Annotated in this window: 14 protein-coding genes; all 14 read left to right on the top strand. The window is 45.2% G+C overall.

The genetic code is table 11. The annotated features are described in order from the left end of the window. The first annotated feature begins 53 nt into the window (after positions 1 to 53). Complete coding sequence (gene rsmH, locus Vgang_RS10465) at positions 54 to 1,004, top strand: 16S rRNA (cytosine(1402)-N(4))-methyltransferase RsmH (RefSeq protein WP_105900694.1); 951 nt, start codon at positions 54 to 56, stop codon at positions 1,002 to 1,004. A 30-nt stretch (positions 1,005 to 1,034) separates the two neighbouring features. Then, on the top strand, positions 1,035 to 1,355 hold the full coding sequence (gene ftsL / locus Vgang_RS10460; RefSeq protein WP_105900695.1) for a cell division protein FtsL: 321 nt from the start codon (positions 1,035 to 1,037) through the stop codon (positions 1,353 to 1,355). Beyond that, the gene (locus tag Vgang_RS10455; RefSeq protein ID WP_105900696.1) at positions 1,352 to 3,115 is read left to right on the top strand and encodes a penicillin-binding transpeptidase domain-containing protein; all 1,764 of its coding nucleotides are present in this window, start codon (positions 1,352 to 1,354) and stop codon (positions 3,113 to 3,115) included. Before ftsL ends, Vgang_RS10455 begins: the two co-directional genes overlap by 4 nt. Before the next feature lie 12 nt (positions 3,116 to 3,127). Continuing rightward, positions 3,128 to 4,651: a UDP-N-acetylmuramoyl-L-alanyl-D-glutamate--2,6-diaminopimelate ligase gene (murE, locus tag Vgang_RS10450; protein WP_105900697.1), complete on the top strand. Its 1,524-nt coding sequence runs from the start codon at positions 3,128 to 3,130 to the stop codon at positions 4,649 to 4,651. Further along, positions 4,648 to 6,039: a UDP-N-acetylmuramoyl-tripeptide--D-alanyl-D-alanine ligase gene (gene murF, locus Vgang_RS10445; protein WP_105900698.1), complete on the top strand. Its 1,392-nt coding sequence runs from the start codon at positions 4,648 to 4,650 to the stop codon at positions 6,037 to 6,039. Before murE ends, murF begins: the two co-directional genes overlap by 4 nt. Then, positions 6,036 to 7,118 (top strand): phospho-N-acetylmuramoyl-pentapeptide-transferase, encoded by a 1,083-nt coding sequence (gene mraY / locus Vgang_RS10440; protein WP_105900699.1) that lies wholly within the window; start codon positions 6,036 to 6,038, stop codon positions 7,116 to 7,118. The genes murF and mraY overlap by 4 nt, the downstream gene beginning before the upstream one ends. Before the next feature lie 36 nt (positions 7,119 to 7,154). Continuing rightward, on the top strand, positions 7,155 to 8,495 hold the full coding sequence (gene murD / locus Vgang_RS10435) for a UDP-N-acetylmuramoyl-L-alanine--D-glutamate ligase (RefSeq protein ID WP_105900700.1): 1,341 nt from the start codon (positions 7,155 to 7,157) through the stop codon (positions 8,493 to 8,495). Positions 8,496 to 8,559: 64 nt separating this feature from the next. Further along, the gene (gene ftsW, locus Vgang_RS10430; RefSeq protein ID WP_170066805.1) at positions 8,560 to 9,801 is read left to right on the top strand and encodes a cell division protein FtsW; all 1,242 of its coding nucleotides are present in this window, start codon (positions 8,560 to 8,562) and stop codon (positions 9,799 to 9,801) included. Continuing rightward, on the top strand, positions 9,788 to 10,846 hold the full coding sequence (murG, locus tag Vgang_RS10425; protein ID WP_105900701.1) for an undecaprenyldiphospho-muramoylpentapeptide beta-N-acetylglucosaminyltransferase: 1,059 nt from the start codon (positions 9,788 to 9,790) through the stop codon (positions 10,844 to 10,846). Before ftsW ends, murG begins: the two co-directional genes overlap by 14 nt. A 29-nt stretch (positions 10,847 to 10,875) precedes the next feature. Next, positions 10,876 to 12,342 carry a UDP-N-acetylmuramate--L-alanine ligase gene (gene murC / locus Vgang_RS10420; protein ID WP_170066806.1) on the top strand — a complete coding sequence of 489 codons (1,467 nt, stop codon included), beginning with the start codon at positions 10,876 to 10,878 and terminating at the stop codon, positions 12,340 to 12,342. A 158-nt stretch (positions 12,343 to 12,500) separates the two neighbouring features. Next, positions 12,501 to 13,277, top strand: a complete 777-nt coding sequence (locus Vgang_RS10415; RefSeq protein ID WP_406708311.1) for a cell division protein FtsQ/DivIB — start codon at positions 12,501 to 12,503, stop codon at positions 13,275 to 13,277. Beyond that, on the top strand, positions 13,274 to 14,551 hold the full coding sequence (ftsA, locus tag Vgang_RS10410) for a cell division protein FtsA (protein WP_105900704.1): 1,278 nt from the start codon (positions 13,274 to 13,276) through the stop codon (positions 14,549 to 14,551). The genes Vgang_RS10415 and ftsA overlap by 4 nt, the downstream gene beginning before the upstream one ends. A 33-nt stretch (positions 14,552 to 14,584) precedes the next feature. Continuing rightward, entirely contained in the window at positions 14,585 to 15,802 is a 1,218-nt protein-coding gene (gene ftsZ / locus Vgang_RS10405; RefSeq protein WP_105900705.1) for a cell division protein FtsZ, read from the top strand. A 100-nt stretch (positions 15,803 to 15,902) separates the two neighbouring features. Beyond that, the gene (gene lpxC / locus Vgang_RS10400; protein ID WP_105900706.1) at positions 15,903 to 16,826 is read left to right on the top strand and encodes a UDP-3-O-acyl-N-acetylglucosamine deacetylase; all 924 of its coding nucleotides are present in this window, start codon (positions 15,903 to 15,905) and stop codon (positions 16,824 to 16,826) included. The last annotated feature ends 235 nt before the right edge of the window (positions 16,827 to 17,061 follow it).

Here is a 17,061-nt window from a genome sequence, read left to right as displayed (position 1 = left end):
GTCGCTGACATGAATATCCTAAGCCCTCTACATTTAATTGAGTTTTAAACCCTATGACCGATACCTTCCAGCACGTTTCAGTTCTTCTTAATGAATCCATTGATGGATTAAATATTAAGCCAAATGGTATCTATATTGATGGTACTTTTGGTCGTGGGGGTCATAGCCGCACTATTTTGTCTCAGCTTGGTCCTGAAGGGCGCTTATATAGCATCGATCGTGATCCTCAAGCGATTGAAGAAGCAAAGAAAATTGATGATCCTCGCTTTACCATCGTACATGGTCCTTTTTCAGGTATTCAATCTTATGCTGAGCAATATCAATTGGTTGGCAAAGTTGATGGGGTATTATTTGATCTTGGTGTTTCCTCTCCACAATTAGATGATGCCGACCGTGGTTTCAGTTTTATGAAAGATGGTCCATTGGACATGCGTATGGATCCAACATCAGGTCAATCGGCGGCTGAGTGGTTAGCCGAAGCGGAATTGGATGATATTACATGGGTATTGCGTGAATTTGGCGAAGAAAAACATGCTCGTCGTATTGCGCGTGGGCTAGTTGAATATCGTGAAAATGAAGAGAACGAGCCATTGACGCGTACCGGCCAGCTCGCGAAATTGATTTCGGATGTCGCACCAAAGAATTTTAAAGAGAAAAAGCACCCAGCAACGCGTAGTTTCCAGGCCATTCGTATTTATATTAATAGTGAACTGGAAGAGATCGACTTTGCCTTAAAAGGGGCGATGAATATTCTCGCGCCACAAGGCCGTCTTTCAGTGATCAGCTTCCATTCGCTGGAAGATCGTATGGTGAAACGTTTTATGCGTCGTGAGAGCCAAGGTCCACAAGTGCCACACGGCATTCCAATGACTGAAGCACAAATTAAAGAGCTGGGATCGGCTAACATGAAGACCGTCGGCAAGGCCATTAAGCCATCGAAGTCGGAAGTGGAAGTGAATACGCGTTCACGCAGTTCCGTATTACGTATTGCTGAAAAGCTCTAGATCGAACATCAAGATGATCATCGATAAATTATGACAGACAAACAACCACCCAGTTTAATACGCTCGATTTGGACCGACTTAATTTCCGTTGGTCGAGTGCCATTAATTCTATTGTTGCTGATTTTCATCAGCTCAATCGCGGTCGTTTTGACCACGTACAATACCCGTCATCAAATCACTTTGCGCGATGAGTTATTAGAAAATCGTGAAAAGCTCGACAGTGAATGGCGCAACCTCATATTAGAAGAAAATGCCCTTGCAGAGCATACGCGTGTGCAAAAGGTTGCCATCAAAGATCTTGATATGAAACGCCCGGACTCGGATAAAGAAGTGGTTGTGAACCTGAGATGAAAAAGCCAACGAATAAAAAAATCACCAAAAATAAAAAGAGCCCAAATAAAAAGAAACCGAGTGCCTCTGACAACTCCTCTATCTTAATTTCATGGCGTTACAACCTCGTCATTGCTTTCGTTGCACTCGCTTTATTCATATTGATTGCCCGAACGGCTTATATTCAAGTGATTGAACCGGATCAATTGATTCAACAGGCTGACATGCGTTCAGTGCGTGTTAAAGCCATTCCAACGGCACGTGGCATTATTTCTGATCGTAATGGTGAGCCTTTGGCGGTCAGTGTTCCGGTGCAAGCAGTGTGGGCTGACCCTGCGACTATTTTCAAAGAACATGGTCTTGATGATCTGAATCGTTGGTATGCATTAGCTAACGTACTTGGACTGGATCAAAAGGGATTAGTGCGCAGACTTGAACAAAACAAACGTAAGCGTTTCATATATTTACAACGCCAAGTCAGCCCTGCTATGTCTAAATATGTGCGAGAGCTTAATTTACCAGGTATCGGTTTAAAAGATGAATCACGTCGTTTCTACCCATCTGGTGAGGTCAGCGCGCACGTGGTTGGGGTGACTGGAATCGATAGCCATGGTTTGGAAGGGTTAGAGCGTAGTTTTGATGATTGGTTGACTGGCGAAGCCGGCAAGCGAACCATTCGAAAAGACCGCTTTGGTCGCGTGGTCGAAAACATTTCACTTCAAACGCAAGAGCCGGGTAAGCCCCTGCAACTGACGATCGATCAGCGTTTACAAGCGATTTCTTATCGTGCTATCAAACAAGCGGTTGCTGATTTCCGTGCCACATCAGGTACAGCTGTGCTGGTGGATGTCAAAACCGGCAACGTGCTCGCCATGGTGAACGCGCCTTCTTACAACCCAAATAACCGCGATCAATTACAAAGTTTCCGTATGCGCAACCGCGCGATTACCGATTCGATTGAGCCGGGTTCCACCATGAAACCTTTTGTAATTTTGGCCGGTCTGGATCGGGGAGTGATTGATGATAAAACCGTGATTGATACCGGAAACGGCATCATGCGTGTTGGGGGCAGTCGCGTGCGTGATTCCGAGCAAGCCGGTAAAGCCGATCTCACCACTATCTTGAAAAAATCCAGTAACGTCGGTATTGCGACCATTGCTCTGAAAATGGATGTAAAAGAAATTCTTGGTATGTATAGCGCCGTTGGTTTTGGTGAAATATCTGGTATGCGTTTACCGGGTGAAGTGACGGGGATTTTCCCTGATCGTCGCCGCTGGTCACCGTTTGAAGAAGCCACTTTGGCATTTGGTTACGGGATTTCAGTGACGCCACTGCAATTGGCTCACGCTTACGCTACGCTCGGTAACATGGGCATTAATAAGCCATTGAATATTTTAAAAGGTGGCACACCAGGTAAAAGTTTCCGTGCTGCTGACGCGGAAGCATCACGCAAAGTGGTCGATATGTTAGAGCAAGTCACCCATAAAGGTGGTACTGCTCGTGCAGCGAAAGTGCCGGGATATCGTGTTGGCGCCAAAACCGGTACTTCGCGTAAAGCAAAAGCGGGTGGCTATAGCGATCAATATGTTGGCCTCACGGCGGGTCTTGCACCGATCAGCGATCCACGTTTTGCATTGGTGGTCGTAATTAACGAACCACAAGGTGATGAATTCTATGGTGGCTCGGTGGCTGCGCCTGTCTTTTCTGAAATCATGAAAGGGGCACTGCAAATCATGAACGTTGCCCCTGATGCCACTCAAGAATCGGAACAAGGTGAATAACAGGTGGAGACTATGTCGCTTACATTATCGCAATTATTAAAGCCTTGGGGTGAGTTTGAATTTCAGCATGATGTTGTGGTTCAGCAATTACAACTGGATAGTAGAAAAGTCACTCAAGGTGATGTGTTTGTTGCTATTCAAGGCCATGCGGTTGATGGCCGCCAGTTTATTGATAAAGCGATACTCAATGGTGCTAGTGCGGTTATTGCAGACAGTGATGCTCAACATGTATCCGACTCGATTGAGTATAAAGACAAGGTCGCCATTATTTATTTAGAGCACATTGGCACGCAGTTATCGCAATTGGCGGGGCGTTTGTATCATTTTGCGCCAATGCAATTAATTGGCATCACCGGCACTAATGGTAAAACCACTATTTCCCAATTGATTGCTCAATGGCTGGAGTTGCTTGGCCAAAAAGCGGCGGTAATGGGGACCACAGGCAATGGCTTTTTAGATAATTTGCAGCCAGCGGTTAATACCACAGGAAATGCGATTGAAATTCAGCAAACCTTGTCGCAATTGCAGCAGCAAGGAGCGGATTACACCGCGCTTGAAATCTCCTCACATGGCTTGGTTCAAGGCCGAGTCAAAACGCTTTCTTTTGCCGCCGCAGCCTTCACCAATTTAAGCCGTGACCATCTCGATTATCATGGCAGCATGGAAGAATACGCCAAGGCCAAGTTCAGTTTGTTTTCACAACACGATTGCCAGCATAAGATCATCAATGCCGATGATGCGTTTGGTCAGCAATGGCTACAGCAGTTGCCTGAAGCGGTATCGGTTTCACTTTCCGCGCCAACTGCACCGTTGTCACATAAAGCGTTATGGGCCACAGACGTTGAGTATTCTGATGCCGGTATCCGAATGGATATAGACGGAACGTGGGGGCAAGCTCAGTTACAAACTCCTCTCATCGGGGCCTTTAATGCCAGCAATGTGATGGTGGCATTGGCAACCTTATTGAGTTTAGGTTTTGAACTCGAGCAACTGGTATCGACCGCGCCGCAGTTAAAGCCGGTGATTGGCCGCATGGAATTGTTTCAGGCAGAAATATCTTCACTGACGGAAAGTTCTTCAATGACGGATAGTACTTCATACCCTAAAATCGTCGTCGATTATGCCCATACCCCTGATGCTTTAGAAAAAGCGCTAATGGCATTACGTGTGCATTGTAAAGGTAAACTATGGTCGATATTCGGTTGTGGTGGTGACAGAGATACCGGAAAGCGTCCGATGATGACAGAAATTTCAGAGCGTTTAGCCGATGTATCCATCATTACTGATGACAACCCTCGTAGTGAAGACCCGGCTCAAATTGTGGCGGATATGCTTAAAGGCGCGCAACATCCCGAACACATTCAGGTGATTCATTCTCGCTATCAAGCCTGTCAATATGCCGTCGAGCATGCACAGGAAAATGACATTATTTTATTGGCAGGAAAAGGCCATGAAGATTACCAAATTATACAAGGACAAACCTTGCATTATTCTGATCGAGAAACCGCGAAAACTTTATTAGGATTAGCGCTATGATCTCATTTAATTTACAACAACTTGCTCAAATCACGTCAGGCCAGTTAGTAGGCAACGATGCGGTGATTCAATCGGTCACCACCGACACACGCCAAGTGGAAGCGGGGAGTTTATTTATTGCATTAATCGGCGAGCGTTTTGATGCTCACGATTTTTGTCAGCAAGCGGTGGATAGTGGCGCAGTGGCATTGCTTGTTTCTCGCCACGTGGATTGTTCTATTCCACAAGTCGTGGTGAATGATACTCATCAAGCCTTAGGCCAACTAGGTCAATGGATGCACCAACAAGCCTCGGCTAAAACGTTAGCGCTGACCGGAAGCTGTGGCAAAACAACGGTAAAAGAAATGTTGGCTGCTATCTTAAAGCAAAAAGGCCAGGTTCTGTCGACCGCGGGTAATTTCAATAATGATATTGGCGTGCCATTAACGTTATTGCGCAGTGATAAACACGACGATTACGCCGTGATTGAATTAGGCGCAAATCATATTGGTGAAATCGCCTATACCACGGCACTTGTTCAACCTGATATTGCACTAGTCAATAACGTCGCGGCGGCACACCTTGAAGGGTTTGGCTCACTTGATGGTGTGGCTAAAGCGAAGGGTGAAATTTATCAAGGTTTACCTGCTGGTGGTTGTGCGGTGGTGAACCTAGACAGCAATGGTCTTCGTTTCTGGCAGGAGACGTTGGCTGACAAGCAGGTCGTGACGTTTTCGGTTGATGACCCTAAAGCTGACTTTTACGCAAAAAATATCGAAGTGAATCAACAAGGTGCAGCAACCTTTACTTTAGTTTGCCCGCTAGGTGAAAACAACATTCACTTGCCTATGATAGGTCGCCACAATATCAGTAACGCATTAGCCGCGGCGGCGATGGCAATCCAAGCTGGCGCAACCTTAGATGAAGTGGTATCAGGGCTACAAGTGCCAAGTCATGTAAAGGGCCGAGTAGAAGCCATTGATTTAAATTCGAATATTCGCATCATTGATGACAGCTATAATGCCAGTGTGCCTGCCATGAAAGCGGCCGCCGATTTATTGGCCAATTACCCAGGAAAGCGTTGGCTAGTGCTAGGCTTTATGGCGGAGCTGGGTGAAGAAAGTAAAGCATTGCACCAAGAGGTCGGTGAGCACGCCGCACAATATAATTTTGACTATGTCCTCACTTTTGGCGAGGATACCGCGCTAATTAGTCAGTTGTGTCAGCAAAATCCGACAACCTGTGGCAAACATTTTGCTTCTCATGACACAATGATTGATTTTATAAAGCAGCATTTACCTACTAAAAACGATACACAAGCAGACGAAAAACACACATTACTGATCAAAGGAGCAAACAGCTCTAAAATGAGTCAAGTGGTGACTGCTTTGAAGGAGACTTACGCATGATCATTTGGCTCGCAGAACTGTTACAGCCATATTTTTCTTTTTTTCGACTGTTTGAATACCTCTCTTTCAGGGCGATTATCAGTATTTTAACCGCATTGGGTTTATCTTTGTGGATGGGACCCAAACTGATCCAGCGTTTGCAATTGCTGCAAATTGGTCAAGTGGTTCGAAACGACGGCCCAGAATCACACTTTAGTAAACGTGGCACACCGACCATGGGTGGGGTAATGATCCTTGCTGCAATTACCATCACTGTTTTCTTATGGGCAGATCTTTCTAACCCTTATGTTTGGGCTGTGATGGCTGTGCTGCTTGGTTATGGCGTTGTTGGTTTTGTGGATGATTACCGCAAAGTGGTACGTAAAAATACCGATGGCCTAATTGCGCGTTGGAAATACTTCTGGCAGTCAGTGATTGCATTGGGCGTAGCATTTGCTTTGTACGCATTAGGGAAAGATACGTCGGCTACTCAACTCGTGGTGCCATTCTTTAAAGATGTAATGCCGCAATTGGGTTTGATGTATATCGTACTGACTTACTTTGTGATTGTTGGTACCAGTAATGCCGTTAACCTGACGGATGGCTTGGATGGCTTGGCAATTATGCCAACGGTATTAGTATCTGCCGGTTTTGCTGCCATTGCTTGGGCGACGGGTAACGTGAACTTTTCTGAATACTTACACATTCCATACGTGCCTTATGCCAGTGAATTAGTTGTGGTGTGTACGGCGATTGTCGGGGCGGGGTTAGGCTTCCTATGGTTTAACACCTATCCTGCTCAAGTCTTTATGGGTGATGTTGGTTCATTAGCCTTAGGTGGCGCATTAGGAACCATTGCAGTTTTGGTTCGCCAAGAGTTTGTGTTGGTGATCATGGGCGGCGTATTTGTAATGGAAACCTTGTCGGTAATCTTACAAGTCGGCTCGTATAAATTGCGTGGCCAGCGCATTTTCCGCATGGCACCGATTCATCACCACTATGAATTGAAAGGTTGGCCGGAGCCGCGCGTGATTGTGCGTTTTTGGATCATTTCTATCGTATTAGTGCTTATTGGTCTAGCGACTCTGAAAATTCGCTAATCCATTCTTTGCTTGTCTTTTGAGGATCATTACTTCATGTCACACTCAGCGTTAGATAAATGGCAAAACATTGAAAAAGTCGTGGTTGTCGGCTTGGGTGTGACGGGTTTATCCGTGGTGAATTATTTGCAAAATTTACCACAAGATTTGTCGATAAAAGTGATTGATACTCGCACTCAGCCGCCAGGACAGGAATCGTTACGTTCTGATGTGGATTTCCATTCAGGCAGTTGGCGAACAGACTGGTTGCTGGATGCGGATTTGATTGTCACCAACCCAGGTATTGCGTTGGCAACGCCAGAGATTCAGCAAGCACTGGCTCAAGGTATTCAAGTTGTTGGTGATATTGAGCTGTTTGCATGGGCGGCCAATGCGCCTGTGGTGGCTATCACTGGCTCCAATGGCAAAAGTACCGTGACCGACTTAACTGGCGTTCTGGCGAAATCAGTGGGCTTGAACGTTGGTGTGGGTGGTAATATTGGGGTGCCAGCTCTGGATTTATTGGCGGATGACGTTGATCTGTACGTATTGGAATTATCCAGTTTTCAGTTAGAAACGACGTCTTCTTTACACCTTGCCGCGGCCGCGTATCTCAATCTTTCTGAAGATCATATGGACCGCTATCAAGGCATGGAAGATTATGCTGCCGCTAAACAGCGTATTTTTATGCACGCCGATAAAGCCATTGTTAATCGTGATGATCGTTTTACTTATCCAAACAATGATATTCCAACTGTAAGTTTTGGCTTTGATGAGCAAGAGTTTGGTGTTGTTTGGTTAGAAGCGCAAGAGTATTTGGCCAAACAAGGTCAACCGTTGGTGGCGGTTGAAGAACTCAGTTTAGTGGGGCGTCATAATGTGGCAAATAGTCTGGTTGCTCTCGCTTTACTTGAATCGGTCGGCGTAGAATTGACGGCGGTGATCCCTGCGCTGAAAACTTACACAGGCCTAACACACCGATGCCAATTGGTTGCTGATAATCATGGCATTAAGTGGATTAACGATTCTAAAGCCACCAATTTAGCCAGTACCTTCGCAGCGCTGTCCGGTTTGCAATTAACAGGTAAATTACACTTGTTAGTTGGTGGCGTGGGTAAGGGAGCGGATTTTTCTTCGTTAGCGCCGGTTCTTAATAGCTTGAATGTGGCCTTGTATTGTTTTGGGCAGGATGGCGATGAGTTTATGCCTCTTCATGCCTCTGCTTTACGCTTTGAGACAATGGAACAAGCGATGGCCGACATCTCTACAAAAGTGAAGCAAGGTGATTTAGTGATGTTATCGCCAGCGTGCGCAAGCCTAGATCAATTTAAAAACTTCATGGCAAGAGGTGATGAGTTTACTCGTTTGGCTCACTATTATGCGAATCAGATTGAGTAATCTCAATGTGACCGTATTCGTGTTATTTAATTTTTTCATGCATATTTTGGGTTAGAAGCGAAACGTGGTTAAAACAAAAGTTAAAAATATTGGTAAAGGTGTGCAAGGTTGGGTAAAGCAACCGGCTCCCGACGCCCTTTATGATCGTCAATTAGTGTGGCTAGCTTTTGGCTTGATGCTTACTGGCTTAGTGATGGTGACCTCGGCGTCATTTCCTATCAGTACACGTCTTACCGGCGGTCCGTTTCACTTTATGGTACGCCACGCGGTTTTCTTATTTTTAGCCTTATGTGCCGCTGTAGTGGTAATACAAATCCCTTTAGAACGCTGGATGAAGCACAGTATGCATTTATTGCTGCTTTCTATGTTTCTATTGCTGGTGGTATTACTGGTGGGTCACTCAGTAAACGGTGCTTCCCGTTGGATCCCTCTGGGTTTATTTAACTTGCAGCCAGCTGAAGTCGCTAAATTGTCATTATTTGTGTTTATGTCGAGTTACTTAGTGCGCAAAAGTGATGAAGTAAAAGCTTCGTTTTTTGGTGGCTTTATTAAGCCAATCATCGTTTTTGCTTGTTTAGCGGTCTTGCTGCTAGCTCAGCCTGACTTAGGTACCGTGGTGGTAATGCTGGTGACCTTATTTGGCATGCTGTTTATTGCTGGTGCTAAGTTAACTCAGTTTTTAGCTCTATTGATGGCAGGCATCGGCGCAATCGTATTATTGATTTTGGCTGAGCCGTATCGTATTCGTCGTGTGACTTCTTTTATGAACCCGTTTGAAGACCCATTTGGTAGTGGTTATCAGTTGACCCAATCTTTGATGGCGTTTGGTCGCGGTGGTTTATTTGGGCAAGGGTTAGGCAACTCTATCCAGAAATTAGAGTACTTACCTGAAGCGCATACCGACTTTGTCTTTGCGGTAGTCGGTGAAGAGCTAGGTTTTGTTGGCGTTACTATTGTGTTGCTGATGATTTTTGCTCTGGTTTATAAAGCCCTTTCTATTGGCAAAAAGTCGCTGCAATCTGGCCAATTATTTGGTGGTTTTTTAGCGATCAGTATTAGTATTTGGTTTGCTTTTCAGACTTTAGTTAACGTGGGGGCGGCTGCGGCGATTGTTCCAACCAAAGGTCTTACTTTGCCACTCATTAGTTACGGTGGTTCGAGTCTCATTATTATGATGACCGCCGTGGCTATCTTATTGCGTATTGATTATGAAAATCGTGTGGCGGCCTTGAAGCAATATGCTGACAAAGCTCAACCTGCAACCCAACCTTCTCAACAAGAATTAAATGACAATGAATCAGACTAAACGTTTATTAGTAATGGCGGGTGGGACCGGCGGACACGTTTTCCCAGGATTGGCCGTAGCGAAACAATTACAGCAGCAAGGTTGGGAAATTCGTTGGTTAGGTACGCCCGATCGAATGGAAGCCGACTTGGTGCCAAAGCATGGCATTGAGATTGATTTTATTCATGTTAAAGGTCTACGTGGACAGGGCGTGTTGAAATTACTTAAAGCCCCGTTTCAAATCATCAATGCCATTATGCAAGCGCGTAAACACATTAAAGCATGGCAACCGGATGTGGTACTCGGGATGGGCGGTTATGTCAGTGGCCCGGGTGGCGTAGCTGCTTGGATGCAAGGCATTCCTGTGGTGCTTCATGAGCAAAATGCCGTGGCAGGTTTAACCAACCAATGGTTGTCTAAAATCGCTAAGCGTGTGATGCAAGCTTTTCCAGGAGCGTTTCCCAATGCTGACGTCGTCGGGAACCCTGTTCGTCTAGATGTGGTGAGCATTGATGCGCCAGAGCAACGTTTTCAAAACCGTACTGGTCCAATTCGAATCTTGGTGATGGGCGGTAGCCAAGGGGCAAGGATTTTAAATACGACGTTACCTCCGGTCATGGATGCGTTAGGCGATGGTTATGAAATTCGCCATCAAGCGGGTAAAGGCCAGCAAGTGATGGTGGAAGAGTTATATCAGCAACATGGTGTTCGCCAAGCCCAAGTGACGGAATTTATCGACGATGTGGCTGAAGCCTATGCGTGGGCCGATGTGTTAGTTTGCCGCTCTGGTGCTTTAACGGTATCTGAAGTGTCAGCGGCAGGGGTTGGAGCGATCTTCATTCCTTTTATGCATAAAGACCGTCAACAAGCGCTCAATGCCGATCATCTTGTCCAATGTGGCGCTGCGTTAATGATTGAACAACCTGATTTAACCGTTGAAGCTTTAACTAAGCAATTGCAGCAGCTTGATAGAGCAGCATTATTATCGATGGCGCAACAGGCTCGAGCGGCAGCCATTACCGATGCCGATACTCGCGTGGCTGATGCCATTATTGCCGTAAGCTAAGCAAGCCGTTTCCAACAATGAGAAAGAATATGTTAACCAAACAAAATCCGAATTTATCTGAGTTACGTGCCATTGTGCCGGAAATGCGTCGTGTAAAATGCATTCACTTTGTTGGCATTGGTGGTGCTGGCATGAGCGGAATTGCGGAAGTGTTACTGAACGAAGGCTACGATATCAGCGGTTCTGATTTGGCTGAAAATGCGGTGACGGAGCGTTTGAAAAGCAAAGGCGCGACCATTTACATTGGCCATCAAGAAGACAATATAAAACAAGCGAGCGTAGTCGTCGTGTCTACCGCGATTTCGCCTGAAAACCCAGAACTTGTTGCGGCAAAAAATTTACGAATCCCTGTGGTTCGTCGCGCTGAAATGTTGGCTGAACTGATGCGTTTTCGTCATGGCATTGCGGTAGCGGGAACTCATGGCAAAACCACAACGACAGCGTTAGTCACTCAAATCTATTACGAAGCAGGCCTAGATCCGACCTTTGTGAATGGTGGTCTAGTGAAAAGCGCTGGCACCAATGCTCGTTTAGGTTCAAGCCGTTATTTGATTGCGGAAGCGGATGAAAGCGACGCCTCATTCTTGCACTTGCAGCCTATGGTCAGCATTGTGACGAATATCGAAGCGGATCACATGGACACATACGGTGGTGACTTCGAAACCTTAAAGCAAACCTTTATCGACTTTCTTCACAACTTGCCATTTTATGGTCAAGCAATCATGTGCATTGATGATCCTATTGTACGCGAATTGATTCCACGCGTTAGCCGCCAAGTGATCACGTATGGTTTCTCTGAAGACGCTGATGTTCGTATTGTCAATTATCAGCAAATTGGCCAGCAAGGTAAGTTTACGGTGGTGCGTCAAGGGCGTGCTGACTTGGATATCACCTTAAATATTCCAGGTAAACACAATGCTTTAAATGCGTCAGCGGCGATTGCGGTTGCGACGGAAGATGATATTGCTGACGATGCGATTGTTCGAGCGTTAGAGAAAACGCAAGGTACAGGTCGTCGCTTTGATCACCTTGGTGTTTTTGAAACCGGTAATGGACAAGCTATGCTGGTTGATGATTATGGCCATCATCCGAGTGAAGTGGACGTGACTATTCAAGCCGCCCGTTCTGGTTGGCCTGATAAGCGTTTGGTCATGATTTTCCAACCGCACCGTTATAGCCGCACCCGCGATTTATATGATGATTTTGCCAACGTCTTGGAAAAAGTCGATGTTCTGATCATGCTAGATGTATACGCCGCTGGTGAAAAACCGATTGCGGGCGCAGATAGTCGTTCTCTTTGTCGTACTATTCGTAGCCGTGGGAAAATCGATCCAATTTTCGTGGATTCTTCAGATAAGTTACCTTCGGCTCTTGCTAGTTTGCTTGAGGATAATGACTTGGTATTAACTCAAGGTGCAGGCGATGTTGGCCGTGTTGCCAGGAATTTAGCCGAGCTCAAGCTGAATATTAAACAAATGAAAGTCATTAGTGAGTAAAATAGCGACGAGTTTTATTGGCACTCAGCGTTTCGGTCAGTATAATCCCTGCTAATTGTACCTATTTTCAGGGATGTACTGTAGTTAACAGCAAATTATGGGCATTTAATGAATAATTTAGAGTTTAGCTGCTCATTATGAATATCACTGCAGACACTATGCTCGAGGAAAAATATCGGGTTGAAGAAGACGCTCAACCTACGTCATCAAAACAGCAATGGATTGGTGGCGTGTTTTTGCTGTTGGTTATTATTAGCATTGTTACCTTGGTATATTCTACCTTCAGTTGGATGACTGACGATCAGCGCTTGCCACTTTCGCGCTTGATGGTAGAAGGTGATTTACAGCATGTCAGTTCACAGCAAGTACAAACAGTATTAGCCGATTTACCTCAGTTGGGCACGTTTATGACCCAAGATGTAAATCAATTACAGCAAGCTGTGCGCACCATTCCTTGGGTTGCACAGGTCTCTGTTCGTAAACAATGGCCGGACTTAGTTAAAGTCTATATTGTGGAATATAAAGCCCAAGCAATTTGGAATGGTAATTCGCTATTAACCCCTCAAGGTAAAGTGTTTAACGGCCATCCAGAAGATGCACCTGAAAACGCTGTCAATCTATATGGTCCAGAAGGATCAAGTGAGCAAGTGTTATCCGTGTGGCGCAGCAGCACTGAAAAATTGAAACCATTGGGTAGAACGATCACCTCCGTAGTTTTAAATGATAGACGTGCTTGGCAATTAATTTTAGATAACGGTATACGCTTAGAGCTAGGTAAAGATGCTCGTGAAGACCGTTTGAATCGATTCATACTGCTTTATAGCCGACTGGGTGACAAAGTAGATAAAATTAGCTACATCGATCTTCGATATGATACTGGGGCCGCCGTAGGTTGGATCCCAGATGATGATTCAGCACAAGAGAGAAATAAATGACGAAGACCGCAGAAGGTAACATTGTCGTTGGTTTGGATATCGGTACTGCCACAGTATCCGCCTTAGTGGGTGAAGTATTGCCGGATGGTCAGATCAATATTATCGGCGCTGGTACTAGCCCATCTCATGGTATGGATAAAGGTGGAGTAAACGACCTTGAATCCGTGGTTAAATCGGTGCAACGTGCGATTGACCAAGCTGAATTGATGGCGGAATGCCAAATCACTAGCGTCTATCTTTCTCTTTCTGGTAAGCACATTGCGAGTCGAATTGAAAAAGGTATGGGAGCAATTTCTGAAGAAGAAGTGTCTCAAGATGACATAGATCGTGTCATCCATACTGCAAAATCTATTAAAATTGGTGAAGAGCAGCGAATCCTGCACGTGATTCCACAGGAATTTACCATTGATTACCAAGAAGGCATTAAAAACCCACTTGGTCTTTCTGGTGTGCGTATGGAAGCGAGCGTGCATTTGATTTCTTGCCATAATGACATGGCGAGAAACATCATCAAAGCGGTTGAGCGTTGTAACTTAAAAGTTGAACAATTAATCTATTCAGGTTTAGCGTCAAGTAATGCGGTCATTACCGATGATGAACGTGAATTAGGCGTGTGTGTGATCGATATCGGTGCGGGTACCATGGAGCTGTCGATTTGGACAGGTGGTGCGCTACGTCACACAAAAGTATTTTCTTATGCTGGTAATGCCGTTACAAGTGATATTGCCTTTGCATTTGGTACGCCTGTCAGCGATGCTGAAGAGATAAAAGTCAAATACGGTTGTGCGCTAAGTGAATTAGTCAGCAAAGATGATACCGTAAATGTCCCTAGTGTTGGTGGCCGTCCTTCAAGAAGTTTACAACGTCAAACTTTGGCAGAAGTGATTGAACCCCGATATACTGAGCTTATGGGCATGGTTAATCAAACTATTGATTCAGTGCAAGCGAAGCTGCGAGAAGATGGAATTAAGCATCATCTTGCTGCGGGTATCGTACTTACTGGCGGTGCCTCACAAATTCAAGGTTTAGTGGAATGTGCCGAGCGCGTGTTCCGTAACCAAGTAAGAATTGGTAAACCCCTAGAAGTCAGAGGGTTAACTGACTACGTTAAAGAACCATATCATGCAACTGCAGTTGGATTGTTACATTACGCCAAAGACAGCCAGTTTTATGATGAGAGTGAATATCAGCACACTGCGCCGAAGCAACGCTCAGGCACATCGATTGCTGATTTCATTCAAAAGGTACGTAATTGGATTAAAAACGAGTTTTAACCTGAGGCGAACAGGAAGAAACGGAGAAAACACATGTTTGAACCGATGATGGAAATGTCTGACGATGCTGTAATTAAAGTCGTTGGAGTTGGTGGCGGTGGCGGTAACGCTGTAGAGCACATGGTGAGAGAATCCATCGAAGGGGTGGAATTCATCAGTGTGAACACGGATGCCCAAGCGCTGCGTAAAGTAAGTGTTAGCAATGTTATTCAAATTGGTGGTGATATCACTAAAGGTTTAGGTGCTGGCGCAAACCCACAAGTAGGCCGTGATTCTGCACTTGAAGACCGTGAAGCAATTAAAGCTGTGTTGGCTGGTGCTGACATGGTATTTATCGCTGCGGGTATGGGTGGTGGTACTGGTACAGGTGCTGCGCCAGTTATTGCAGAAGTAGCAAAAGAGCTCGGTATTCTAACGGTAGCGGTTGTAACCAAACCTTTCAGCTTTGAAGGCAAGAAGCGTATGGCTTTTGCTGAGCAAGGTATCGAAGAACTTTCTAAGCATGTTGACTCTTTAATCACGATCCCGAACGAAAAATTACTTAAAGTACTTGGCCGTGGTATCACTCTATTAGAAGCATTCGCGAAAGCAAACGATGTACTGAAAAATGCGGTACAAGGTATTGCAGAGTTGATTACTCGCCCAGGTATGATGAACGTGGACTTTGCAGATGTTAGAACCGTAATGTCTGAAATGGGGCACGCTATGATGGGTAGTGGTATCGCAACTGGTGAAGACCGTGCAGAAGAAGCGGCAGAAATTGCAATTTCAAGCCCGCTACTTGAAGACATCGATCTTGCTGGTGCTCGTGGTGTTCTAGTCAACATCACTGCTGGCTTAGATATGCGTCTTGAAGAATTTGAGACCGTTGGTAATACCGTTAAAGCGTTTGCATCAGACAATGCAACTGTGGTTATCGGTACATCACTTGACCCAGACATGAGCGACGAAATTCGTGTTACCGTGGTAGCAACAGGTATTGGTAACTCTCAGCAACCGGATATTACTTTAGTTAAAGGTGGCTCAGCGAAACCCGTAGCGGCTCCACAGCCTGCGGTACAAGCAGCTCCGGCTCAACCAAAGCAAGAGGAAGAGGCTCCACAGCCAATGCTTCGTACGAACAAAGCACTGGCGAGCGGTAGCTCAAGTTCTTCTTCATCCAATGGGCAGTCGAATACTGTGAAGAAACCGGATGAAAACGATAGCGGTTACCTTGACATTCCAGCATTCTTAAGACATCAAGCTGACTGATTTTAAATCGACTTGCTTGAAATGTTTCGAAAATGTGATAGCATATCTGACCAGTCATAAGACTGGCCACGATATGTGGTGTAAATTAGAGGCAATTTAGATGATCAGACAACGTACTATTAAAGAAATGGTGAAAACAACTGGTGTGGGTCTCCACTCTGGTCGTAAAGTCACCCTTACGCTACGTCCTGCGCCTGCTAATACCGGTATCATTTATCGTCGAACAGATATGAATCCACCTGTGGATTTTCCATCTGATCCAAGTTCAGTACGTGACACCATGTTGTGTACTGCTTTGGTAAACGATGAAGGCATTCGAATTTCTACCGTTGAGCACTTAAATGCTGCTTTGGCGGGGATGGGGATCGACAATATCATCATCGAGGTTGATGCACCTGAAATCCCAATTATGGATGGCAGTGCAAGCCCGTTTGTTTACTTACTGCAATCAGCAGGTGTCGAAACTCTAAACGCACAAAAACGCTTTATTCGTATTAAGAAACCTGTACGAATTGAAGACGGTGATAAGTGGGCCGAATTGGTTCCTTACGACGGCTTCCGTATGGATTTTGAAATTGAATTTGATCACCCTGCGATTGATTCAGAGCAACAGCACATGTTGTTTGATTTCTCATCTCAGGCGTTCATTAAAGATATTTCTCGCGCACGTACTTTTGGTTTCATGCGTGATATTGAGTACTTACAATCGCAAAACTTATGTTTAGGTGGTAGCTTTGACTGTGCCATCGTATTGGATGAGTACCGTATCTTGAATGAAGAAGGTCTACGCTTTAGTAATGAATTTGTAACCCATAAAGTATTGGACGCTATTGGTGACCTTTACATGTGTGGTCATAGCATTGTTGGTGAGCTTCGTGCTTATAAAACTGGCCATGCATTGAATAACCAATTACTACGTGCCGTATTGGCTGATCAAGAAGCTTGGGAATGGGCAACCTTCGAAGAAGAAGTCGGTTCTCCTGTTGCTTTTGGTGAAGTACTACCGAATACAGTATTAGCTTAATGCAGAATTAAGCAAAGATGACATTTGAAGCCAGGCTCTAAAGCCTGGCTTTTTTTATACCCAAGTAACTTCAAGATGCGAGTTTTAGCTTGCCCTTCGGGAGCTTCATCCAAGCCCCTTTTTTATAAACAGAGAAGCTGCGTCAGATTCGTTTGAAAGGTGATTACATTCCTGCACCAATCTATCTTGTTTAAAGACTTGGATGACAGCTATGAATTCTTCATCTTGAAGTCAC

The organism is Vibrio gangliei (assembly GCF_026001925.1).
GTDB lineage: Bacteria > Pseudomonadota > Gammaproteobacteria > Enterobacterales > Vibrionaceae > Vibrio > Vibrio gangliei.
This window is presented reverse-complemented; position numbering and strand designations above follow the sequence as displayed.